Annotated in this window: 20 protein-coding genes and 1 tRNA gene; 2 read left to right on the top strand and 19 right to left on the bottom strand. The window is 60.1% G+C overall.

The window, feature by feature from the left end:
• Nucleotides 1-110 precede the first annotated feature (110 nt).
• From lpdA to ACNA0J_RS28425, 19 genes are all read right to left on the bottom strand, one after another.
• The gene (gene lpdA / locus ACNA0J_RS28515) at nt 111-1,508 is read right to left on the bottom strand and encodes a dihydrolipoyl dehydrogenase (protein WP_415822351.1); all 1,398 of its coding nucleotides are present in this window, start codon (nt 1,506-1,508) and stop codon (nt 111-113) included.
• Nucleotides 1,508-2,995 (bottom strand): dihydrolipoamide acetyltransferase family protein, encoded by a 1,488-nt coding sequence (locus ACNA0J_RS28510; protein WP_415822350.1) that lies wholly within the window; start codon nt 2,993-2,995, stop codon nt 1,508-1,510. The genes lpdA and ACNA0J_RS28510 overlap by 1 nt, the downstream gene beginning before the upstream one ends.
• A gap of 1 nt (nt 2,996) precedes the next feature.
• Complete coding sequence (locus ACNA0J_RS28505; RefSeq protein WP_415822348.1) at nt 2,997-4,040, bottom strand: alpha-ketoacid dehydrogenase subunit beta; 1,044 nt, start codon at nt 4,038-4,040, stop codon at nt 2,997-2,999.
• 2 nt (nt 4,041-4,042) lie between these two features.
• Nucleotides 4,043-5,275: a 3-methyl-2-oxobutanoate dehydrogenase (2-methylpropanoyl-transferring) subunit alpha gene (locus tag ACNA0J_RS28500; RefSeq protein ID WP_415822346.1), complete on the bottom strand. Its 1,233-nt coding sequence runs from the start codon at nt 5,273-5,275 to the stop codon at nt 4,043-4,045.
• Between the two features lie 245 nt (nt 5,276-5,520).
• The gene (locus ACNA0J_RS28495) at nt 5,521-6,831 is read right to left on the bottom strand and encodes an NtaA/DmoA family FMN-dependent monooxygenase (RefSeq protein WP_415822345.1); all 1,311 of its coding nucleotides are present in this window, start codon (nt 6,829-6,831) and stop codon (nt 5,521-5,523) included.
• Between the two features lie 52 nt (nt 6,832-6,883).
• A complete protein-coding gene (locus tag ACNA0J_RS28490; protein WP_415822344.1) occupies nt 6,884-7,744 on the bottom strand; it encodes an ABC transporter ATP-binding protein in 861 nt (286 codons plus the stop codon).
• The gene (locus tag ACNA0J_RS28485; RefSeq protein ID WP_415822343.1) at nt 7,741-8,817 is read right to left on the bottom strand and encodes a FecCD family ABC transporter permease; all 1,077 of its coding nucleotides are present in this window, start codon (nt 8,815-8,817) and stop codon (nt 7,741-7,743) included. Before ACNA0J_RS28485 ends, ACNA0J_RS28490 begins: the two co-directional genes overlap by 4 nt.
• Nucleotides 8,814-9,872 carry a FecCD family ABC transporter permease gene (locus ACNA0J_RS28480; protein ID WP_415822342.1) on the bottom strand — a complete coding sequence of 353 codons (1,059 nt, stop codon included), beginning with the start codon at nt 9,870-9,872 and terminating at the stop codon, nt 8,814-8,816. Before ACNA0J_RS28480 ends, ACNA0J_RS28485 begins: the two co-directional genes overlap by 4 nt.
• Before the next feature lie 20 nt (nt 9,873-9,892).
• Entirely contained in the window at nt 9,893-10,831 is a 939-nt protein-coding gene (gene fepB, locus ACNA0J_RS28475; protein ID WP_415822341.1) for a Fe2+-enterobactin ABC transporter substrate-binding protein, read from the bottom strand.
• A 40-nt stretch (nt 10,832-10,871) separates the two neighbouring features.
• On the bottom strand, nt 10,872-13,046 hold the full coding sequence (locus tag ACNA0J_RS28470) for a TonB-dependent siderophore receptor (protein WP_415822339.1): 2,175 nt from the start codon (nt 13,044-13,046) through the stop codon (nt 10,872-10,874).
• Nucleotides 13,047-13,311: 265 nt separating this feature from the next.
• On the bottom strand, nt 13,312-14,232 hold the full coding sequence (locus tag ACNA0J_RS28465) for an AraC family transcriptional regulator (RefSeq protein WP_415822337.1): 921 nt from the start codon (nt 14,230-14,232) through the stop codon (nt 13,312-13,314).
• 190 nt (nt 14,233-14,422) lie between these two features.
• Nucleotides 14,423-15,379 carry a tripartite tricarboxylate transporter substrate binding protein gene (locus ACNA0J_RS28460; protein WP_415822336.1) on the bottom strand — a complete coding sequence of 319 codons (957 nt, stop codon included), beginning with the start codon at nt 15,377-15,379 and terminating at the stop codon, nt 14,423-14,425.
• A gap of 313 nt (nt 15,380-15,692) precedes the next feature.
• Complete coding sequence (locus ACNA0J_RS28455) at nt 15,693-16,079, bottom strand: VOC family protein (protein WP_415822335.1); 387 nt, start codon at nt 16,077-16,079, stop codon at nt 15,693-15,695.
• Nucleotides 16,080-16,232: 153 nt separating this feature from the next.
• Nucleotides 16,233-16,309 (bottom strand) — tRNA-Pro (locus ACNA0J_RS28450).
• Between the two features lie 143 nt (nt 16,310-16,452).
• A complete protein-coding gene (locus tag ACNA0J_RS28445; protein WP_415822334.1) occupies nt 16,453-16,836 on the bottom strand; it encodes an RNA-binding S4 domain-containing protein in 384 nt (127 codons plus the stop codon).
• A gap of 48 nt (nt 16,837-16,884) precedes the next feature.
• Nucleotides 16,885-17,685 (bottom strand): SagB/ThcOx family dehydrogenase, encoded by an 801-nt coding sequence (locus tag ACNA0J_RS28440; protein ID WP_415822333.1) that lies wholly within the window; start codon nt 17,683-17,685, stop codon nt 16,885-16,887.
• Nucleotides 17,686-17,714: 29 nt separating this feature from the next.
• Complete coding sequence (locus tag ACNA0J_RS28435; protein WP_415822332.1) at nt 17,715-19,091, bottom strand: YcaO-like family protein; 1,377 nt, start codon at nt 19,089-19,091, stop codon at nt 17,715-17,717.
• An 8-nt stretch (nt 19,092-19,099) separates the two neighbouring features.
• Nucleotides 19,100-19,738: a hypothetical protein gene (locus ACNA0J_RS28430; RefSeq protein ID WP_415822330.1), complete on the bottom strand. Its 639-nt coding sequence runs from the start codon at nt 19,736-19,738 to the stop codon at nt 19,100-19,102.
• A gap of 10 nt (nt 19,739-19,748) precedes the next feature.
• On the bottom strand, nt 19,749-20,651 hold the full coding sequence (locus ACNA0J_RS28425) for a hypothetical protein (protein WP_415822329.1): 903 nt from the start codon (nt 20,649-20,651) through the stop codon (nt 19,749-19,751).
• A gap of 17 nt (nt 20,652-20,668) precedes the next feature.
• Here ACNA0J_RS28425 and ACNA0J_RS28420 point away from each other — a divergent pair, with 17 nt between their 5' ends.
• Entirely contained in the window at nt 20,669-21,316 is a 648-nt protein-coding gene (locus ACNA0J_RS28420; RefSeq protein ID WP_415822328.1) for a phosphatase PAP2 family protein, read from the top strand.
• Nucleotides 21,317-21,448: 132 nt separating this feature from the next.
• Nucleotides 21,449-22,048: a nitroreductase family protein gene (locus ACNA0J_RS28415; RefSeq protein WP_415822327.1), complete on the top strand. Its 600-nt coding sequence runs from the start codon at nt 21,449-21,451 to the stop codon at nt 22,046-22,048.
• The last annotated feature ends 259 nt before the right edge of the window (nt 22,049-22,307 follow it).

The raw sequence follows: 22,307 nt of genomic DNA, 5'->3' as shown, positions 1-22,307 counted from the left end.
GTCCGGCGCCCGCGCGCCGGACCGGCTTTGTGAAGCCCTCACGGCCCGATTGCCTCGGCTCGACGTCCAATAAGCACGCCACCCTCAGCCACACCAAACCTCTGCCTCAACTAAATATGCAACGCCCTCCCCAACGCACGCAAAGCAGCCTCCTGGACAGCCTCCCCCAACGTCGGATGCGCATGAATGGTCCCAGCCACGTCCTCCAACACGGCTCCCATCTCCAGCGATTGCGAAAACGCCGCCGCCAGTTCGGACACTCCGCGCCCAACCGCCTGCCACCCCACAATCAGATGGTTATCACGGCGCGCGACAACACGCACAAAGCCCTCTGTCGACTCCAGCGTCATAGCCCGTCCATTGGCGGCAAACGGGAATAGACCAACTAGACAATCCAACCCGGCATCCTGAGCCTGCTGCGGCGCCAGACCCGCCGTGACGATTTCCGGATCGGTAAAACATACCGCCGGAATGGCCGCCGGCGTAAATCGACGCTTGTGGCCGGCCACCAATTCGGCAACCATTTCACCCTGCGCCATCGCACGATGCGCCAACATTGGTTCGCCCGCGATATCGCCAATCGCCCAGACATTACGCATCGACGTTCGGCATTGATCGTCAATGCGCAATGCGTTGCCGGATCGACTCAATTGCAGGTTTTCCAGCCCCCACCCCTGGGTACGTGGCCGGCGGCCGATAGCCAGCAGCACTTGATCTGCAGGCAACACCGTCTCGGCTCCCGATGCATCCTGTATGCGCACTGCATCGCCGGCCGCATTCATGCCCATGACCTTGCGTCCGAGGTAGAGTGTGATCCCCATCTTCGCCAGCGCCGCCGCGACCGGCTTGGTCAGATCGGCATCGTAAGTCGGCAAAATACGATCCTGCACCTCGACTACCGCGACCTCGGCGCCGAGCTTGCGATACACCGTGCCGAGTTCCAGCCCAATATAGCCACCGCCCACCACGACCAGGCGCTCGGGGATCGATGACGGCGACAGCGCCTCGGTAGACGAAATCACTCGGCCCGCGAAAGGCATGGACGGCAACGGCATCGGCTCGGATCCCGCCGCCAGGAGCAAGTGCTCGCACTGAATGCGTTGGATGCCTTGTCCCGTATCGACCTCGACCGTCTTACCATCGAGCACTTGCGCCCAACCACGCACCAGTCGCACACCGTTTTTCTTGAGCAAGGCGGCTACGCCACCAGTCAACCGGCTCACGATGCCGTCTTTCCAGGCGACGGTCTTCGTGATGTCTATCGAGGGTTTCTTCACCGAAATCCCTAATGGTGCCGTCTCAGCGTATTCGCGAGCGCGTTCAAACTCGCCCGCAGCGTGAATCAGCGCCTTTGACGGAATGCAGCCGATATTCAGGCACGTACCACCCGGCTCCTGCCCCTCGACGACGATGGTGGGCACACCCAACTGCCCGGCGCGGATGGCCGCGACGTAACCGCCCGGGCCGCCGCCAATCACCAATAATGTTGTGTTCAGCGTCTCGCTCATCACGCCTCCACGAAAAGTAAGGCCGGCTGCTCGAGCAATGCGCGGACCGCCTGAATAAACTGCGCAGCATCCATCCCATCGACCACGCGGTGATCGAACGACGAAGACAGGTTCATCAGTTTGCGGGGAACGACAGCGCCTTGCTGGAACATCGGCCTCTCGACGATCCGATTCACACCCACGATGCCTACCTCGGGATGATTGATGACGGGCGTACTGACAATGCCTCCCAATGCCCCCAGACTCGTGAGTGTGATCGTGGATCCGCTTAACGCATCGCGTTCGGCTTTGCCGCTGCGCACAGCCTGGGCCAAACGGGAAATCTCCTGCGCAATCGCCCAAATATCGAGCGACTCGGCATGGCGCACTACAGGCACGATCAAACCAGCATCGGTCTGCGTCGCTACGCCCAGATGTACTGCGCCGAAACGGGTCACCACACCTGCCTCGTCGTCATAACGTGCATTGATCTGCGGAAAATCCCGCAGGGCAATCACCATGGCGCGAGCCAGCAAGGGCAACAGTGTGAGCTTGCCCCGCGATTCGCCGTATTTGCGATTCAGTTGCGCACGCAGACCCTCGATCTCGGTGACGTCGATTTCCTCGACATAACTGAAATGAGGAATACGCCGCTTGGATTCCTGCATTTTCTGCGCGATCTTGCGGCGCAGGCCCACAACGGGCACCTGTTCCTCGTCGTGGCGCTCGCGGTATCCGGACAGCGCTGCCGATGCCGTTGCGCCCTGCCCTTGTACATAGGCAGCCAGGTCTTCGTGCAGAATACGGCCCGCCGGACCAGATCCATGCACATAACGCAGCTCGATACCGAGATCCCAGGCGCGCTTGCGCACGGCGGGCGAGGCCAAGGGACGTTCGCCAGGTTGACGAGACGGCGCGGAATGCTGCACAGCGGATGCTGCTGCGGTGGATTTCCGGCCAGTCCCAGACGCAGACGATGTCTCGGCTGGAGCCGTGTCACGCGCGGCCATCGCCGATGCAACCGCCGAACCCGGCGAAACGTTCGAAGCGATTGACGCGCCTAGTGATGCTGACTCTCGCGATACAGCCGCAGCGCTGGACGCGGCCGAGGGTGTCGAAGACGACCGGGATCCAACGTTGGCCTCGCGATCAGCTTGACCGGCGGCATCTCGAGGCACACTCGCATCACCCGCTGGCCTACCGGCCGCAGAGGTTGGCGTCTGACCTGCTTGCGCAGCCGCCGCATCGCCTTTGAAATTACCCGCGCCCTCGACCTCTAAGCGAATCAACTCGCCGCCCACGGCCATGGTGTCACCCACGTTGCCGCCCAGCGAGATCACCTTGCCCACGACAGGCGACGGAATTTCCACCGTCGCCTTGTCAGTCATCACATCGGCCAGAGGCTGATCCTCTGTCACGGTATCACCGACCTTTACATGCCATGCCACGAGCTCGACCTCGGCAATCCCTTCGCCGATGTCGGGCATTTTGATGATGTGAATCCCCATGTCATGCCTCCATCACGCGTTGGAATGCCGCGCCCACGCGGGCCGGCCCGGGAAAATACGCCCACTCCTGAGCGTGCGGATAGGGAGTATCCCAACCCGTGACACGCTCGATAGGAGCCTCCAGGTAATGAAAGCAATGCTCTTGAATCAACGACACCAATTCCGCACCAAAACCGCAGGTCCGTGTGGCCTCGTGCACCACGACGCAGCGCCCCGTCTTGCGCACCGAGTTCACTATCGTATCCAGATCCAGGGGCCACAACGTGCGCAGATCGATCACCTCGGCATCGAGACCGGTTTCCTCAGCCGCAGTCAGAGAAACATGCACTGTCGTGCCGTAAGTCAATACCGTCAGCGCCTCGCCCGGCCGCACGACAGCAGCGCTGCCTAAGGGCACGGTGTAATAGCCCGAGGGGACCTGGCTGGCCGGATGCTTGTTCCACGGCGTCACAGGACGATCATGATGCCCATCGAACGGACCGTTGTAGAGACGCTTCGGCTCCAGAAAAATGACCGGGTCATTGCTCTCGATCGCAGCGATCAACAGGCCTTTCGCATCGTACGGATTAGAGGGCAGCACGGTACGCAAGCCGCAAACCTGGGTGAACATCGCCTCGGGACTTTGACTATGCGTCTGCCCGCCATAGATACCGCCCCCGCAGGGCATGCGGATCGTCATCGGTGCGATGAACTCATTCACCGAACGATAACGCAGCCGCGCCGCCTCGGAGACGATCTGATCCGATGCGGGATAAAAATAATCGGCGAACTGGATTTCGCAAACCGGCCGCAGCCCATACGCTCCCATGCCTACCGCGACGCCGACGATACCGCCCTCTGAAATGGGCGCATCAAAAACACGCGATGAACCGTACTTGGCTTGCAAACCCTCGGTGCAGCGAAACACGCCTCCGAAATAACCCACGTCCTGGCCGAACACCACCACATTGTCGTCACGCTCCAGCATGACATCCATGGCCGAACGCAATGCCTGGATCATGGTCATCGACGTCGTCGCCGGACCTATATTTTTGTCGTTTGCCATGATCAGACCCCCAGCTCTTGGCGCTGCCGGCGCAAATGGTCCGGCATTTCTTCGTAGACATCCTCGAAAATACTGGCCGCACTGGGTACATGCCCATCGACCAGCGTGCCGAAACTCTCGGCCTCTTTTTGTGCCGCCAGAATCTCGGCTTCGAGCTCTGCCTTCAAGGCGTCGTGCTGTTGATCCGACCAAATGCCCAGGCTGATCAAATGCTTTTTGAACCGGCCAATCGGGTCTCCCAACGGGAAATGGCTCCAGTCGTCGCCCGGCCGATACTTCGTCGGATCATCCGACGTGGAATGCGGCCCCGCCCGATACGTGACCCACTCGATCAAGGTCGGCCCCAGATTGCGGCGCGCGCGTTCGGCCGCCCATTGCGAGGCGGCATATACGGCCAGGAAATCGTTGCCGTCCACGCGCAGCGAGGCAATCCCGTTGCCTACTCCACGCCCCGCAAACGTTGTGCCTTCCCCACCCGCTATCGCCTGAAAAGTCGAAATGGCCCATTGGTTATTGACCACATTCAAAATCACGGGCGCGCGGTATACGTGAGCGAATGTCAATGCCGTATGAAAATCGGCCTCCGCCGTCGCACCATCGCCAATCCAGGCTGACGCGATACGCGTATCGCCTTTGATTGCCGACGCCATCGCCCAACCGACGGCTTGAATGAATTGCGTAGCCAGGTTGCCTGAAATCGAGAAGAACCCGGCGTCACGCTTGGAATACATGACGGGCAGTTGACGTCCCTTTAGCGGATCCCGCTCGTTGGACATCAGCTGGCACATCATCTCGACCAGCGACACATTGCGCGTGAGCAGAATGCTTTGCTGACGATAGGTCGGGAAACACATGTCGCCCTGCTCCAGGGCCAGCGCATGCGCCGAGCCGATGGCTTCCTCGCCCAGGCTCTGCATATAGAACGAGATTTTCTTTTGCCGCTGTGCCGTCAGCATACGGGAATCGAAAATGCGCGTCTTGAGCATGGCGCGCATCCCGGCGCGGAGCGTATCGTCGTCCATCTGCGGCGCCCAGGGTCCCTGGGCATGCCCCTCGTCATCGATCACGCGCACGAGACGATAGGCCAGATCGGCGGTATCGACAGCCGCGACATCAATGGGGGGTTTGGGAACGTCGCCCGCAGGCGACAGATGCAGATAGGAAAAATCGGTCTTGCAACCCGGGCGCCCGGTGGGCTCGGGGACGTGCAGTTTTAGCGGGCCATATTGGCTCATGATGTTGTCTCCACGCTCGATCGTGTCATGCGTTCTTGCTCTGCAATAGCCGGATGCGAGGGGGTAACCGCGCACCAGACCGCCACCGGATCGCGCGCGGGGTAATGCTACGCGTCTGGCAGAAAGCAGATTAGCACAAGCTAGGACGAATCCGAGCTGGTGGAGATGAACGGGCCAGGGTTTTCCGCGGGCCGGATTATCCGTTACGACGTACTTTTAGCCCGACATGTCCGCTGCGATCGTTTTCAGGGGACGATTCCCATATGATCGGCAAGCGTTTCCCCTGAGTACTGCTTACGAAATAATCCCTGCGCCGCGAGCATAGGAACCAGTTCACTCAGGCATAGGTCCAGAGACTCCGCGGCCCCGCCCGGCAAGGCAATGAAGCCATCCGCAGCGCCAGCCTCGACGCGCGCGACAATCTCGCGCAATGCGTCCTCGGCGGTGCCCACTATCTGCCAATGTGCCGAACTACAGACCTCTGGACGCTGCAGCAGTTGCCTCAACGTCGGCTGTTCACGCATCACCAGGCGACGCAGCAGGTCCACATGCGTCTGGCCGCGCATAGGTACCCCGGGCTCACCCAACATGGTGTAGGTCAACGGCTGGTCCGGTGCGAGCGTGCGTACGTCGATGCTCAGCATGCGTTCGATATACGCCAGCTTGTGAGCTTCCTCCGTTCGGCCCTGCGTGGCCTCATAAAGATCGCGAGCGTGACTGGCAGTCCTGCCTAAATACAGGCTGAGGCCCGGCAACATGCGGACAGCATCAGGCTTGCGGCCGTGTGCGGTGGCACGGCCACGCAGATCCTGTCTCAGTTCGGCGCCAGCCGCGATATCCGGAGTGGCAGCGAAAACCGCATCGGCGACGCGCGCTGCGAAGTCACGGCCCCATTCCGACGCGCCCGCCTGGAACAGAGGAATACGGCCCGCTCCGCGGGCTGGCAGGTTTAGCGGTCCTTGTACGTTGAAATACGCGCCATGATGATCGATCGCTCGAATGAGCGCGGGATCGGCGTACTTGCCCTCAGCGCGATCCAGTAGCAGTGCCTCGCGCGGATAGCTTCGCCACAATTGCTGCACGACCTCAGTGAACTCCAATGCCTTGCTATAGCGCTCTTCGGAAGGTGGCATGGGCGCATCACCGAAATTGCGGCTGCCGTCCAGCGCCGTCACGATGTTCCATCCTGCACGGCCCTCACTGATCCAGTCCAGCGATTGAAGTTGGCGGGCGACCACGTAGGGCGGGTTGAACGTGGTTGCAGCCGTCGTTACCAAGCCGATGCGCTTGGTCGCGGGCGCAATGGCGGACAGCAGGACCGTGGGGTCCAGGCTGCTGAAACCAGGCGAACGGTCCAGCACCTGCGGGTCCAGGTACAGCACGTCGGGCCGGAACAGAAAGTCCAGGTGTGCAGCCTCCGCCCGCCTGGCGATGTCAGCGTAAAAAGCTGCCGAGTACGTATCTTCCACACAGCTATCGGGCCGACGCCAACCGTTGCCAGTCAGCCACGTCGTGGCGAGGGACAGCCCGATACACAAGGGTTTCCGATCAGACATAGTGAAGATTCCTTTCCGTGTCGATGAGATGCGTGCGGGTCCTGCGGCGGCTTCAAGCGCACGCTGGCGCGTCGCCTGCATGCGAAACGTGAGCTACCGGGACCACCATCGGCGTACCGGTCACCGGATCGGGTACGACAAGGCAGCGAATACCGAAGAGTTGCTCGACCAGAGATGGCGTGAGCACCTCGCCGGGCGAGCCAGCCGCTTGGATCGCGCCGGCTCGCATGGCGACGAGATGATCGGCATAGCGCGCCGCCTGATTGAGATCGTGCAACACCATGACCAACGTACGGCCGCCTTCGCGGTTAAGACGCTTGCATAACTCCAGCACCTCAAACTGGTGAGCAATATCCAGGTAAGTCGTGGGCTCGTCCAGCAGCATGACGGGGGTATCCTGGGCCAACGCCATGGCGAGCCAGACGCGCTGGCGTTGACCGCCGGAGAGTTCGTCTACCACTCGGTCCGCCAGTTCCGTCACACGGGTATCAGCCATGGCCTGCCACACCGCAGCCTCGTCCACCGTGGACCATTGCCGGAACAGCGTCTGGTGAGGATAACGGCCGCGAGCGACCAAATCGGCGACGCAGATACCGGCCGGCGCAACCGACGACTGAGGTAACAGCCCCAATTTGCACGCCAACTCCCGGGCACGGTAGTGTCGAATGTCCTTGCCCTCCAGGACAATCTGGCCGGAACGCGGCGCCAGCAGCCGCGATAGCGCGCGCAATAGTGTCGACTTGCCGCACGCGTTGGGACCGACAATCACAGTGATTCGGCCACGCGGTATCGTGACATCCAAGTCTGCGGAGACAAGCCGGGAATCGTAGGAAAGCTTCAACCCCTGTCCTACGAGCACCGGACCACTGTGCTGTATCTCTTCGTCGCCACGCTGTATGGCTTGCTGCTTCATGTCTGGCTTCCTGAAAAACGGCCACGGCGGGACGAAGCCGCGAGTAACCAGATGAGATAAAGCCCCCCCAGCATCCCCGTCACCTTGCCCACAGGCAGGTTCAGACGCAAAGGTTGCCATTGACTGAGCAGATCCGCGCCGACCAGCAAACAGGCACCCATCAGGGCCGCCCCCGCGACCGGCAGGCCCTGGGCCCGGCCCAGGCGACGGGCGAGCTGGGGCGCTGCCAACGCAATAAAAGCCACGGGGCCAGCCGCCCCAGTCGCGAGCGCAGCGAGCATGACCGCACAGAACACCATGGCCAAGCGCATACGTTCCACCGGTATACCAAGCTGACTGGCGACCTCGTCGCCCATCTCCATCATCGCCAGCCGGCGCGCCGACAGCAGCACGAACGGCACGAACAGCACCACACCTGAGATGGCGAGCCAGGCATGGGTCCAACTGCGCGCATTGAGCGTGCCGGCCAGCCACAGATTCGCCATCACGGCATTGTCCAGCTCGCCCTTGACCAGCATCAGTCCATTGAGTGCGTGCAGAACGGCGCCGACCCCGATGCCCACCAGCACCAGTCTGCGTCCACCGGCCTTTCCATTCCTGACCGACAGCAGATAGACGACCATAGCCGCGGCCAGTCCACCCATCATGGCTCCCATCGCCACACCCAACGCAGACTGACCGTAGAGCACGATCTGTAGCAGCGCGCCCGTGGCCGCCCCGGTCGTGAAACCGATGACGTCAGGCGACCCCAAGGGATTGCGCGTGATGGACTGGAACACCGCCCCGGACACACCCAGTCCTGCGCCTACAAAACAAGCCGTCAGCACTCGAGGCAGGCGGACGTCCAGGACCATCTGTTCACCTGCAAGAGCCACCTGTGGTTCGAAAAGCACCTGCAGCAGTCGCGGCAGACTCATGCCAGTCCGCCCGACGTTCAGCGCAGCTGCAACCAGGGTCAGCAGCACGGCCAGCAGAACCAACAGGACAACCAACATCCGGGGCTGTACGAGAACGCTGTAGCCCTGCACACGCCAGGCACGCTGTGTAGTGATGTGATGCGGCGTCCTCGTCATGAAACCTCCAGCCTGCGCCGTCTGACCAACGCCACGAACACCGGACCGCCAATGAGCGCCGACAGGATGCCCACAGAAATCTCGTCGGGACGCGCTATCACACGCCCCAACACATCAGCAGCGAGAACGAGCAGTGCTGAAATCAGCATCGAAAAACACAACTGCCACCGATGGTCCGGTCCTCCGGCATGGCGAGCCAAATGGGGCGCAATCAATCCAATGAAGACGATGGGCCCCGCAGCGGCCGTAGCCGCCCCGACCAACAGCACAATGGCTGTCGCACAGCTCAACCACACGATTGCCGGACGTGCACCCAACACCATACCCAACTCCGCGCCCAGCGCCACCGCGTCCAGTCCCCGCGCCAGCGCGAAAGCGAGCGCCAGACCACCCGCCGTTGCTACGGAGACGGGCCTCAGTACAGCGTAGCCACGTCCTTGCAACGAGCCGACAGCCCAATGACGGAACTGATCGAAGACCGCGTTATCACTGTTGATGGTGATGATCTGCGTGACAGCCAGCAACACCGCAGATAACGCCGCACCCGCCAACACCATGCGCAGCGGATCAAAACCTTGACGGATGCCGCCGAACAAATAGACCGCCACGCTGGCAAGCGCAGCTCCCACGAAACCAAAGCCTAATTGACCGCTGATGCCAGTCACACCAAAGGCCGCAATAGCGGCAGCGATGGCGACTGCTGCACCTGCGTTCACGCCCAGGAGTCCTGGGTCAGCCAGCGGATTGCGCGTGAGGGCCTGCATCAGCACCCCACCCGCACCCAGCGCACAGCCGATCACCATAGCGAGCAAGGCGCGTGGTATCCGCAGATGCCGCAGCAGCAGATGATCGTTGTTGGAACTGTCAAAAGAGAAAATAGCTTGCCAAGCCGTGTGCGGTTCAACCTCCTGTGCACCAACGATGAGACTGATTGCACTCAGCAGCACTAGCGCCACGAGTCCGGCAGACAGGATGAGCAAACGCGCACGCTGCCGTTCAATGCGGATATTCGCGACGGCGGGCAGGCCTGGAGCGAGTCTTACTGGAGTTTGCATGATTCGCTCCTCGACATCTCTCAACGGCCAAACAGACGTACGATGTGATCGATCAATTCGCTGGCACTGTAATAGTCGATCCGGAACGCATGGAGGCCCAGCGCATAGACCTGCCGCGAACGCACCGAAGGCAAATTGGCGAGAACAGGATCGTTGAGCATCGCGGCCGTTCTACTATCGTCGGCGCGGAGCAAAAATGTCGTGGACGCCTTGAGCTGAGGTAAAAACTCGTACTGCGCCCAGACAAAGTCGCTCGCCGTATCGGATGTACTGTGCCAACTCGGGTCCGGCCGTTCGACATCGAAGCCCAACGAACCGAGCAACTGACCATGCACACCGTCGCGGGTAGCGATGGGATTGCTGGTGCCCGGACCGTTATAGCTGATGACGTTCACCTGCCCTTCGGGCAACGCCAACCTGTCGCGAGCCTGAGCCACATGGCGATCGAATTCTGCAATGCGCTGGGCAGCCTGCGCCTCCAGGCCCATGGCCTGTGCCAACTCGCGCGCCAAGTCCTGCCAGCTCTGCCGTCCATAATCCACCACAATAGTGGGCGCGGCTGTGCGCAAGCGCGCAAGGTGCTCGCGCGCAGAATCTGCACCGGTAGCAGACACGACGATCAAATCGGGTGCAACAGCATATACCGCCTCCAGATCTACACCGCCCGCAGGCCAAAGATTTTCCACACCGCGCTGTTCGGCCACGTCAGCCCACTGCGCAAAGAATTTGCCGTTGGCAGCCGAAGCACTGGCCACTACTGGTGCGCCGATTGCCAGCAAGGTACCCGTCACGGTGACAGAGGTAGACAGAATGCGCCTGGGCGGCCCCGGTAATTCAGTGATGGTGTGATCGGCATTGTGAAACCGGCGCGGCCAATCATCTCCGGCCCCAAAGGCATCACCAGCAAAGATCGCCAACTCGAGTACAACCATACCGAGCCATGCTATTGACAACAACATGCGACGCCTTGCAAACGCAGTACCAGAGCTCATGCGCACACTACCAACTCAGCCTGGCGGTAGCCATCACGCTACGGCCCGTACCGTAGTAGCACGAGGTCGCCGCCGTGCAAGTAGCCACGTAGCGTTTGTCTGCCAGATTGCTGGCATTGAGAGCCAGGTCCAGATGCATGTCCCCGATCTTGCCCACGTCATAGCGCAACGCCGCGTCGAACAAGGTATAGGACGGGATACGCAAGTTGTTGGCTAGATCGCCGTAGGTCTCGTCCACGTAGCGCACACCCGCCCCCATGCCCAGGCCGCGCAGCGGGCCGCTCTGGATGGTGTAGTCCAGCCATAGCGACCCCATCCAATCCGGCACACGCACCATACGATTGCCGGTGTAGCCGTCGTTGTTGCGCACGACCTTGGAACTCATGCGTGTGACCGCGCCGATTACGCTCAAGCCACGCAAAGGCGTGATGCGGCCTTCCAGTTCGACACCGCGTACGCGTACCTTTCCAGTCTGGACTTGATACGCCTCGTCCCCTTGGTTCTCGGGATCAGCGGTCAGCACGTTTTCCTGATTCAGCTCATAGGCCGAGAGCGTAATCATGCCGTCGATGTTGCGCGGCTCGTACTTTACGCCCACCTCCCACTGCGAGCCGGTCACCGGTTTAAAACTGCTGCCGTCGCGCTTGAGGCCGCCCGTAGGCTGGAACGATTCGGCATAGCTGAGATACGGCGCAAGCCCATTGTCGAACAGATAGGTCACCCCCGCCCGTCCCGTAAACGCGCTGTCCTTGGTAATAGTGCGGGTATCGGTCAGACGATCGAGAGTGTCGATGCGGGTCCAGTCCTGACGGCCACCCAACGTGAAGCGCCATTTGCCCACAGCGATCTGGTCCTGCAGATAAAGGCCAAACTGTTCATCGGTTTCTCGCGTCGACATCTGGCTGGCCAGCGTCGGCTCAAAGTCGTAGTAGGTGTAGACCGGATCGTAGACGTCGATCGCGATGGCAGTCGGCGACACCTGTGCGGCCTGGCGCAGGAAAGTCCAGTTGGTTTTCTGCCAGTCGAAGCCGACCAGCACAGTGTGTGCCAGCGCCCCCGTATCGAATTTACCCTCGATCCGGCTATCGATGGTCTGCGCATCTGAATCGCCTTCGCCCTGTACGGCGCGCCGATTGAGGATATGTCCATCGGTCAGCGTGTTGAGCTGAGTGAGCGCCGCACCGCGCACGCCGTTGCCCACTGTGGCGCGATATAACGAATCGACATGCGTGTAGCGGGCGTTCTGGTTGAACTTCCAGTTATTGTTGAATTGATGCTCGAACTGCCAGCCAGCCGTCCAGATATCGCGGTTGTACACGTTCCAGTTCGGCTCGCCCAGGAAAGTGTCATGATCTATATAACCGTCAGCCGCCGGGACCACCGTCCCCTCGTACGGTAGAAATTGAAACGTGCTGCCGCCGCGATCACGCTGAAACATTCCCAACAGCGTCAAGTGCGATCGATTGTCGTTGAACTGCAGCGTGGCGCTGGGCGCGATAAACCACTGCTCATGGTCGGTATGCTTGATCTGCGTGTCACCGTCGCCATAGAGCCCAACGAGCCGCCACAGCAGATTTTCGTTGTCGTTAGCGCCGCCCACATCAAACGAGGTCTGGGGTCGGCCGTGTCCGTCCACTTGCAATCGCACGACTTGTTCCTGACCCAGTGTTGGAATCTTGCTGACCTGATTGACGATGCCGCCAGGCGCAAGCTGCCCGTATAAAACGCTGGACGGGCCCTTCAGCACCTCCACGCGCTCCATATTCCAGGTATTGAAGGAAGTACGGTTCCAGCTCAGGTTGCTGTCCGATGGTGCTCGCAGCCCGTCGAGCATCACGTTGGTGCCAAAGCTGCCGGCATCAAAACCGCGAATGTACAAGTCATCGACACGGTTATCGATCCCCTGGCTTTCAGGCAATACCCCTGCCGTATAGCGGGTAGCTTCGTTCAGGTTGCTGACGCCCCGCGCGTCCATTTCCTCACGCTCGATGACCGACACCGATTGCGGCACCTCAAGCAACGCCGTGTCGGTCTTGGTCGAACCGCCGATGGTTTCCGCTGCCCGGTATGCGTTTACCGTGACGGCGTCCATCGTCGCGACGTCTGAGTCCGTGGGAGCGATAGCGGATTGCGCCCAGGCATTATTGCCCAGCGTGATGAACAGCAGCGCGCTGGGCACCATGCGAGCGAGGCGACAAGGGTCTGGTCTGACGATTTTGGCTGAGCCAGAGGGGGCTGCAGGAGCGGTAGGGCCGATCGACGGAGGCGCTGAGGAAAATATCTTCACGGGAAAGACTTTATTTGTTAATGGGACGTGTTCTCATTTTCAATTTTCCCAGTAATCGGCCGGATGCGCCTTCGTGAAGACAGCGCAAATCTTCGTCAAAGCGGCAATCTGCCGCTTCCCTTCTAATAGATGATCGATCGCCCAGGATCAGCAAACAGGCTCAACGGCGCCCGGGACGCACTTGCGTGGGCGTCAAACCGAATTGCCGTTTAAAAGCTGTGGCGAAACTTGCCGCATTGGTATAGCCGGCGAGCGTCGCGGCCTGTTCTACGCTTGAGTCGTCGCATTCGAGCGCTTGACGCGCCTGCCTCAGACGTTGACATTGCAGAAACTCGAACACGGTCTGTCCGTACGCCATCCGAAAATGGCGCTGCAGTGTCGTGGCGGTCGTATTCATATGCCGAGCGATCTGATCGATATTCAATGAGGCTGAACTGTTCTCGCACAGCCATGCCTTGAGATCGCGCATCCGTTGAAATGTCTTTGGCCGCATCGTGTCGGCAGATGGCGCGTGTACCGAGGTTGAGCTAGTCACCGAAAGGGCTTCGACAATGAGTTCGATTGCCCGGCTCTCTAGATACATGCCAGCAATGTGGTGCGGCATAGAAGGCGGATGGAACATCTGCTCGGCGAGCATCCGTGCTCGAGGAGAGACGTTCCAGATACGAGTGTCCAGATGGTCCCCTAACGGGTATACCGCCTCGTCACCTATGCCCTCGCATAGAGACTCCTCCAGCCACTGCTTGCTAAGACCGATGCTGATGCGCCGCGAGCTGTCGCCTTGGCGCACGACCCGCCTGCACTCTTCTGGCTCCCGTATCGTGACGATGGCCGCATCCTGCTTCTGGCCACGTTGGCCGCGGTCCGGCAGATGCGGCGTAAAAAGCTGGATATGGCTGCGGCCATAAGAAACATCGATGACGCCTTCCAGTAACAGCACGATCCGGATGTTGTCGTGAACGACAGCATTCCCTACTGACTCTTCGCATTGGACCTCGGTGCCAAAATGCAGCGACAACCCTGGCCGTATGACGCGAAAGTGTCGTAATTCGTCGCTAGTACGTTCACGGGCGGTCAGCATGGGTGTCATGGCCTCTAAGGCAATTCTCAAGCGCACGCACTGCCCACGAAACACACAAGGTGTCATTGGCAGTTGGCATGCCGGCAACTGTAGTAATGAATCCCTCCCGGATAGCCGGGTTTACTCAACCAACAAATAAATGAGAATCATTACTATACAACGCTTTGAGCAGTGCCGGGCAGACACTTCGTCATAGGCCCTGAATATCGTAGGTCTGAATCATGGTTTTCATGATCGGAAACCCGTCGTCTATATATTTTGAGAATTCCGCCGCGCTTGCGGGATAGCTTTTGATTCCGAATCGGTCCACCAGGTATTGCCCGTACTCGCTGCTGGAGACGACTTTGTGGATGGCCGCTTCGAGCTTGGCCTTCGCGTCCTCGGGAATGCCCTTGGGCGCAGCAACGCCGATGATGCCCGTGATACCGAAATCAAAACCTTGTTCTTTGATAGTTGGCGTATCCGGAAACCACGGCAGCCGGTAATTGCTCGCAGAGGCGATGACTTTCAGCTTTCCTGCCTTGACGAGTTCGTTGTATTCCGAGGGGCCTTGCAGCGCGACATCGACGTATTTTCCCAAAACGGCATTGATAGATTCTGCCGACGACTTGTACGTCACTTGATCAAATTGGCCTCCGGTGACTTTCTGCAGCTGCAGAAAAGGAAAATTATTCGGAGCACCCGTCACACCATAGAAAACGCCTTTGCCGGATGTCGCCTGTTTCACCAGATCCTGGATATTGTTGATGGGCGACTCCGGTGCAGCGACGATACCGTAGCTGAATTCCGCCACACCACCGAGCAACTCGAAATCGTCCCTGGTATAGGGAACCTTCAATAGTTGCGACGTAAAAGTGGCGGTGCTGTATGAATAGAATCCGATCGTGTATCCATCGGATTTGGCGCGAGATAGATTGCTCAGTTGCAGTGTGCCGGATGCGCCGGGCTGGTTGAGGACAATGATAGGCTGTCCCAGCTCGGCTTCTAGCAGCTGGGCAAATTTGCGCGCTACGCCGTCTGTCGATCCGCCTGTGCCGTAGGGTACGGACATCGATATGGATCGCGTGGGATAGGTGACGCTCTCGGCGTTGGCAGCAACCCCCGCCATCAGGCAGGACCATCCGAGAATCACGTGACGGAAGTTCATTTTTTGGTCTCCACAGATGCACGTCAGATATGGGTCCGCGTACCGTCGTGAATACCATTGACGAGTGCAGCCAAAGGGCAAATGCGGCTGCACGCTTCAGTCGACAAATATCTACGGCCGAGCTTTCTATCTGCGCTATTTATTATTTGAATGTTGACGCATTGAAGACCGGCTTTCTATCGCCAAACCTGCAAGACACAATGAACCAGATGATGGGTAATAGAGGAGTCCCTGTCATAGGCTGAGACGCCGACGATTACCTCGACTGGCGCCACAACGTGTCACCATGTCCCGCCCCCGGGACACAACGAGATCAAACGGCGCGGTGATAAACCGCCTCGACGTTGTAGCCGTCCGGATCCAGGATAAAGGCGCCGTAATAGTGCTGGTGATACTTCGGTCTCAGGCCAGGTGCGCCGTTGTCGCGACCGCCGGCTGCCAGCGCTGCGCGATGGAAGGCGTCGACCTCGCCGCGGCTGCGGGCGCGAAAGGCTATATGCACGCGCGGGGTGCTGGGCGTACCCTGATGAATCCAGAATTCGCCACCCGGATCGCCCTCACCGTCGGGCTCGCCAACGTCGAAGCCCGTGCCGGTGGGCAGGACCTTGCGCGGGATATAACCCATGGGCGCGAGCGCGCTCAAGTAGAACGTCCGGCTGCGCTCGAAGTCGCTCACGTGGATTTCGACATGATCTAGCATGCATCGCTCCTCGGGGAAGGACGGCCTCGGCAGGCCAAGGCAGATCATTGTAGGCCCGCTGCGGTGAGCGTACTCGGCGTAGTTGAAAGCAGGTGCTTCGGCCAGAAACCAAAAAGGACTTACAGCAAAAAGCTTGTAAGTCCTTGATTTGATTGGTCGGGGCGGCGGGATTCGAACTCGCGACCCTCTGCTCCCAAAGCAGATGCGCTACCAGGCTGCGCTACGCCCCGTGGGTACTGATTTGTCCTGACCGTAAACGACAAAAACGCGTCGTTCTCGTCAGGGAACGGAATGCTACCACAATCGACGACTCTGCGCCGAGAAGCGACACGGGTTGGGGATTACCTCGTTACAGTAGTTGTCTTTTGCAGACTCATTCGCCACGCATTCGATCAATCAGCCGCCGATCACGTTTGGTGGGGCGTCCTGCAACGATACCTTGGGCCGGCTCGGGAGCCAGTCTACGCATCTCGGCAGCGCGCTCGCGCGCCGCAATGCTTTCGGCAGTTTCTTCGTAAAGCAGGCGCGCGGCCGGCGCCGGGCCGCGTACCGCACTCAATGCCCGAACTTGTACGTGAATCGGCGGATCTTCTTTACGCACACTCACCCGATCGCCTACAGCGATTTCACGTGCGGGCTTGGCGGCTTGATCATTGACCAGCACCCGCCCTTTGCCGATTTCCTGAGAGGCCAGGCTACGCGTCTTGTAAAAGCGCGCCGCCCACAGCCATTTGTCCAGTCGCAATTTGTCTGCCATAGCCGTCATTTTATGACATCGATAGCCTTCACAAGCGAGGTGACGTCCTCAATCGCTGATAGAGAACGGCGCCTCAGCTGTCTCGCCCGAACACGACGATCCGCGCTTCGGACCGCAAGCATAAACCAGCGTCGCCACATGACGCGGCGCCGAAAGCCCCAGCAACGACAGCACGGCTTCATCATGATAAGAACCAATCGCGCAGCCGCTCCAATCCGCTTGCGCGACCTGATAGCCCAGCGCCCCCAGATAAACACCCGCCTCGATCAGCAAAAAGCGCCCTCCTCGCTCACCGTATTTGGCCAGCATGTTTTCCGGACGAGCGATCATGAACAAGACGGCTGCTGGCGCTTGCTCCCAATCCACGCCCAGCATGCGCGCCAGCTCCGGCCATGCGGGACAAGCACATACCGGTACGAGTCCGTGACGAGCATTGTCATACCATGCGATCTGCCCGGTCAGCTCCGAGGGACCATCGAGTCGGCACAACGCCACATAGACCTGCATGGGATACTTGGCGCCCCCGGAGGGCAACAGCCTCGTCGTGCCCTGCAACCGCATACGCAGGGGATGCAGGATGCGGCCCAGGTCTGGCAAAGTCGCCGGTGCCTCACTAAAACTGCGCTCACTGACGCGGCGTTCCCAAGCATTGATATCGGATTCCGGCGCATCCGGCAAGGCAACCACACCAGCGCGGTGCACAGGAGCCGGCGTGCCCGCAGGCCGCACAGCATCTCGCGCAATACGCTGCCCCATCGCCATTGCCCGGCTGTTGTTGAGCTCGCCATTCTTCCAGAACAGATGAAACAACGGCGCGTCGGCCCATGGCGAATCTGAGTCGGGAGGCATATCTGATGGCATGGCAACGAGCCGGGCTCTCAGCCCAGCGGATGAGGAAAAGGATTGGGAAAAACCGTGTGCCGCACACTGCCAGGATAACGCCATTGAATATCCGCACAACGGCCACCGAGAAACGGCGCGCGCTCATCAGCATGCAATCCGCTCAATTGCGGTGACAACACTCGCATCACGCGCAAACCGGTGGCCGCCACATCGACGGTAGTGAGCTCGCGATAGTAAAGATCAATGCCGCTATTCGTCAGTGACATCTGCAGCTGATGCAATTGCGTCAGGGTTTGCTCATGATCGGGAGCATCACGGCGCCCAGCCTCTGCAGCGATAGCTCCGCCCGCAGCGGCGGCCTCGGCACTCGCTACTGCTGTTCCCGCTGTAGTCATCCCGACATCAGGCGTGCGTTCAACATGAGGCTCGGCATGTGCCATCAATGCAGTCTGATGCCACAACTCCGGACGCAAGGTATAAAACACGGCATGCTGATCGAAACGGCGCAACGCGTCCGGCTGATGCGGCAAATCATCACCTCGATCTGCAAGATGCGATGCAAAGGTCAAAGCCTGCGCCCATTCCAATAGCGCTTTATGCAAGGCCTCGGCGACGTTCGCGCGACACGCAATACCCAACACAAAACGTGGACGCCCGCCATACGGTAAACCGCCGGCAACAGCAATGACGCGATGCGGATTCCAGGCCTGAGTCAGGTCAAAGGCCGCGATCTCACCGCCGCTCGCCGCGACATAATCGGTCCATTCAGCAGGCAAGCTCAGTTTGCGGCCACCCAGGCCATTGAGCCATGTCGCCGCCAAGGCATCACGCTCTAATAATTCCTGCGCGGCCCGCAAGACGGCAAGCCACGGACCACCTGCCTCATCGCGCCACGCGGCCAGGCCGCTGGATGTCGAGGGCATGCGCGCCTGTCCTGACCGCGGACCGAGCCCGACCAGTTCCTGAGGCACCCAACGCATCTGGTTGTCGGCCAGACGATAGACTGGCGCATAGATGTCATCTGGCGATGGCACCATCGGCCACGGGAAACCGGGCTGCGCGCGCTGCTCGGCCGAAAACAAGGCAAACGCCTCATCATCCAGGCATTCTTCGTCGGTCAGTTGTGAGCGCGTGCGCAACGTCAACGCAGTCTGAGCCGCCGCCAGGCGCTCCAGCGCCTCGGCAATCGCGCCTGAGATCGCGTCTCGCGAATCCAATGCGACGGCCCCCGATACCGTTTGCCATGCATTCACGGGATCTTTGGGCGCAGCGACATTCGCTAGCGCCTTGCCATCGAATATCGGTCCCAATCTGTCACAAGGCTGCGCATCGACAGCACTGACGGGCAGCACCAGCCCGCAACGCGCGCTTGCCGCCTGCGCCAATAAACGGCGTGATAGCAACTGAGGCATATCCGCCGTCACATGTTCTCAATCCAGATGTACATCTCAAACGCCGCGCACGCCACAATGCCGATCAACATCAGCAGCGCGACGGCAGCCCCCTTCCCGGGCGATTGGTTCGAACGCTCGTAAACCACGCAGAATATGCCGACATAGACGGCGAAAAAAGCAATGGCACCAAACAAGGGCTGTACGAGAAACCCGAGAATCCCCGCAATCACGGCCAATACGATCGACAGTGCGCCTATCGTGCGACGCTCGCCTTTCGACATCGGTTGGCGCAGGCCCGCGGACAGGCGCGCGTCATAATGTTTACCAGCCTCTGAGGTTGCTGTGGATACCTGAACAGGCGAGGCGCTCGGCTGTCCATTCGCGTCAACATGACCCGCTGAAGCCGCTGTCGAAGCGAACGAGGGCGGCTCAGTCGCGACCACTGTTGAAGACGCGCTAGACGCATCAGTCGAGGCCGAATCGGATGTACGCGCTCGCGCCAACGCCTCGGGCACGAGCCCCGAGAAAATCGACGAGGTCGCGACACTCGCGATCCCCACGGTCACCAGACAACTACTGCAGGTCGTTGATGTCGACCCGCCCCCGGCCGCGGACAGATTATCGTGGCGTCCGGCGGGATCGAACTGATTAGGCAGACGATACATGGCAAACTCCTCAATGCCCCACCGGGCCGGATAAGGCGGCAGGTGGCGACACCTGCCAAGGTAGATTCAACGCCCCGGCCGGCGAGTCATGCGGGCCCTCACATACAGGGCAACCGGGTAGTTGGAAGACCTTGTCCCGCACACTGGACAAGGTCTGTAAATTCAAACTGACACTATGTTCGAGAAAAGGCAGTAATCCGCCAGGCGCCGTCAAAAGAGGAGCCAACAAGGACGCGACCGATTGTGGCCTGCTCGACATGGCGGGCTTTGCCGGACCTGGCAAATCGCCCCAACGATGAGCGACACGATGACCCAAGCATGCGGCGCACGCCGTCTCGCCCGGCACCACGTACGGGCCGATACTGACGGTGTGGTGATACGCGATATCGATGAACAAGTGCCGCTGCCGCGGCCGCAGTGCGGCATAGGTACTCAACGCGCACGCCCATTGAGCGCTGGTGCGCACAACCAGCAAGAGATCGTCGATATTGGCACCAGCGCCAACATCGCGCGGCACATCGTCCGGCAACGCGATACGGTATTCCGCCATCATCGTGGTCAACGCCGGCATCAATGCCTCGCACGGATCACCGAGCCACGCCAGGGAAAAACGATTGACCTCAGCCAAGGCACGAGGCGGCACCAATGCCCCGACCCGGTGTATCTGCCGCGCCGCTGCGCCGCATTCCGGGTCATCCAGCAACAAGGACAAGCTCTGGTTTTGCCACGCCTGAAAAACGCGATGCACGCAAGTATCGGAGACGGCTTCGTCTACGATATAGGTTTCGTCGGCGCCACCGGTCAACACGAGCAGCGTACGTCCGTCATGCGCCTGCTCCAGCAACGTCCAGGCTGGACTGTTGATCCAGCGGTCGCCAGGATGAGATAAGGCCGCGCTCGAGTTATCTGTCATCAACCTGCAAAACAATAATGGTGCAAGAATCGCAGTTTACCGGTGTTCAAGAGAGATCGGATCACCCGTGGCGAGAAGCCATCGGCTGGATGCTGCTTTCGGGTCTGCTGTTTCTCGTCGGCTACAGCCTGACCAATGGCTGGGCGGCAGCCCAAACCGACGCCATGTCATGGCATACCGCATGGGACGACCACATTCCTTTTCTGGCCTGGACGATCTGGCCTTACCTGAGCCTGAACCTCATTTTTCCCTGCACGTTTTTCGCATTCGAGCATGTACACGCGCTGCGGCGGCATGCTGCCCGCATAGTGACGGCGCAATTGACCTGCTTTGCGGCATTTGCACTCGTTCCCTCGATCAACGTACGCCCGCTGCCACAGCCAGATGGGATAACGGGCCTGCTCTTTAGCCAATTGAGGGCATTTGAGCAGCCGTACAACATGTTCCCGTCACTGCATGCGGCAACCCTGCTGTTGGTTTGGTTAGCGTGGTTGCCGCAGTTACAGCGTCATCGCCTGGCTCGCTGGGCATGGCATGGCTGGTGCCTGCTGATCCTGGTTTCCACGGTCACGACATGGCAGCACGATCTGTGGGACATTGCGACTGGACTGGCGGTCGGGTTCGCCACCCTGGCGATCTGGCCCATGCGATCCGTTTCGCATTAGCACCACCAGAGGAACAATTTGTCCTACGCGAAAACGTGCGTTTTCCGACCAAAACCGATGACTTTGATGCGACGCAACAGTTAGAATTTGCCCGTACTTTACTGTCTATCTATTAGTCGGGAGACTTCTTTCATGAGCAACGCCTTTCTTGAAGCGCTGAAACAACGCCGCACCCAATATGCGCTGGGTCGCAACCTGTCGGCCTCGAAAGCAGAACTGACCGCCCTGATCCAGGACGCCGTCAAGCACAGCCCCTCGTCGTTCAACTCGCAAAGCTCGCGCGCCGTCATCCTGTTTGGCGCCGAAAGCGACAAAGTCTGGCAAATCGCGATTGACGAAGTCCGCAAAGTCGCCCCCGCCGAAGGCTTTGACAAAACCGAAGCCAAACTCAAGAGCTTTGCCGCCGGCGTAGGCACGGTCCTGTTCTACGAAGACCAAGACGTCGTGCGCAGCCTGCAAGAAAAGTTTGCCCTGTACGCTGACAACTTCCCCGTCTGGTCGGAACAATCGGGCGGCATGGCCCAGTTGTCCACCTGGGCAGCCCTGGCCAACGCCGGCATAGGCGCCAGCCTGCAGCACTACAACCCGCTCATCGACGCCGCCGTCGCTGCCGAATGGAACATCCCTGCCAGCTGGAAACTGCGCGCGCAGATGCCCTTTGGCTCGAACGAAGCCCCCTTCGGCGACAAAGCCTTCATGGACGACGCCGAACGCTTCCGCGTCATCGGCTAAACGGCAAAAAAGCCCCCGACGCACCCGCAAAGCCTGCAGTTCCGCCTCCCCGCCACCCTGCAGCTTTGCCGATCACGTCCGCCGCATTACCTCACCGTCCACCGCATTGCCTCGCTGCCCGTCGCATTGCCCCGCCGTCCGTCGCATTACCTCATTGCCCGTCGCATTGCCCCGCCGCCCGTCGCATTACCTCAATGCGAGTCCCNGTNGCGTGCCTGGGCGNGGTGCCGGGCCGTTGAGCACGGATTTAGNCTCGCGC

Source organism: Bordetella tumbae, from assembly GCF_965139195.1.
In the GTDB taxonomy this organism is placed as follows: Bacteria; Pseudomonadota; Gammaproteobacteria; order Burkholderiales; family Burkholderiaceae_B; genus Bordetella_A; species Bordetella_A tumbae.
Note: the sequence above shows the minus strand (reverse complement) of the source record. Positions and strands in the feature narration are given on the sequence as shown.

Excerpts from the sequence above, each read along its gene's own strand:
- lpdA (WP_415822351.1), bottom strand. The coding sequence starts at position 1,508 with ATGAGCGAGACGCTGAACACAACATTATTGGTGATTGGCGGCGGCCCG.
- ACNA0J_RS28510 (WP_415822350.1), bottom strand. The coding sequence starts at position 2,995 with ATGGGGATTCACATCATCAAAATGCCCGACATCGGCGAAGGGATTGCC.
- ACNA0J_RS28505 (WP_415822348.1), bottom strand. The coding sequence starts at position 4,040 with ATGGCAAACGACAAAAATATAGGTCCGGCGACGACGTCGATGACCATG.
- ACNA0J_RS28500 (WP_415822346.1), bottom strand. The coding sequence starts at position 5,275 with ATGAGCCAATATGGCCCGCTAAAACTGCACGTCCCCGAGCCCACCGGG.
- ACNA0J_RS28495 (WP_415822345.1), bottom strand. The coding sequence starts at position 6,831 with ATGTCTGATCGGAAACCCTTGTGTATCGGGCTGTCCCTCGCCACGACG.
- ACNA0J_RS28490 (WP_415822344.1), bottom strand. The coding sequence starts at position 7,744 with ATGAAGCAGCAAGCCATACAGCGTGGCGACGAAGAGATACAGCACAGT.
- ACNA0J_RS28485 (WP_415822343.1), bottom strand. The coding sequence starts at position 8,817 with ATGACGAGGACGCCGCATCACATCACTACACAGCGTGCCTGGCGTGTG.
- ACNA0J_RS28480 (WP_415822342.1), bottom strand. The coding sequence starts at position 9,872 with ATGCAAACTCCAGTAAGACTCGCTCCAGGCCTGCCCGCCGTCGCGAAT.
- fepB (WP_415822341.1), bottom strand. The coding sequence starts at position 10,831 with ATGTTGTTGTCAATAGCATGGCTCGGTATGGTTGTACTCGAGTTGGCG.
- ACNA0J_RS28470 (WP_415822339.1), bottom strand. The coding sequence starts at position 13,046 with ATGGTGCCCAGCGCGCTGCTGTTCATCACGCTGGGCAATAATGCCTGG.
- ACNA0J_RS28465 (WP_415822337.1), bottom strand. The coding sequence starts at position 14,232 with ATGCTGACCGCCCGTGAACGTACTAGCGACGAATTACGACACTTTCGC.
- ACNA0J_RS28460 (WP_415822336.1), bottom strand. The coding sequence starts at position 15,379 with ATGAACTTCCGTCACGTGATTCTCGGATGGTCCTGCCTGATGGCGGGG.
- ACNA0J_RS28455 (WP_415822335.1), bottom strand. The coding sequence starts at position 16,079 with ATGCTAGATCATGTCGAAATCCACGTGAGCGACTTCGAGCGCAGCCGG.
- ACNA0J_RS28445 (WP_415822334.1), bottom strand. The coding sequence starts at position 16,836 with ATGGCAGACAAATTGCGACTGGACAAATGGCTGTGGGCGGCGCGCTTT.
- ACNA0J_RS28440 (WP_415822333.1), bottom strand. The coding sequence starts at position 17,685 with ATGCCTCCCGACTCAGATTCGCCATGGGCCGACGCGCCGTTGTTTCAT.
- ACNA0J_RS28435 (WP_415822332.1), bottom strand. The coding sequence starts at position 19,091 with ATGCCTCAGTTGCTATCACGCCGTTTATTGGCGCAGGCGGCAAGCGCG.
- ACNA0J_RS28430 (WP_415822330.1), bottom strand. The coding sequence starts at position 19,738 with ATGTATCGTCTGCCTAATCAGTTCGATCCCGCCGGACGCCACGATAAT.
- ACNA0J_RS28425 (WP_415822329.1), bottom strand. The coding sequence starts at position 20,651 with ATGACAGATAACTCGAGCGCGGCCTTATCTCATCCTGGCGACCGCTGG.
- ACNA0J_RS28420 (WP_415822328.1), top strand. The coding sequence starts at position 20,669 with ATGGTGCAAGAATCGCAGTTTACCGGTGTTCAAGAGAGATCGGATCAC.
- ACNA0J_RS28415 (WP_415822327.1), top strand. The coding sequence starts at position 21,449 with ATGAGCAACGCCTTTCTTGAAGCGCTGAAACAACGCCGCACCCAATAT.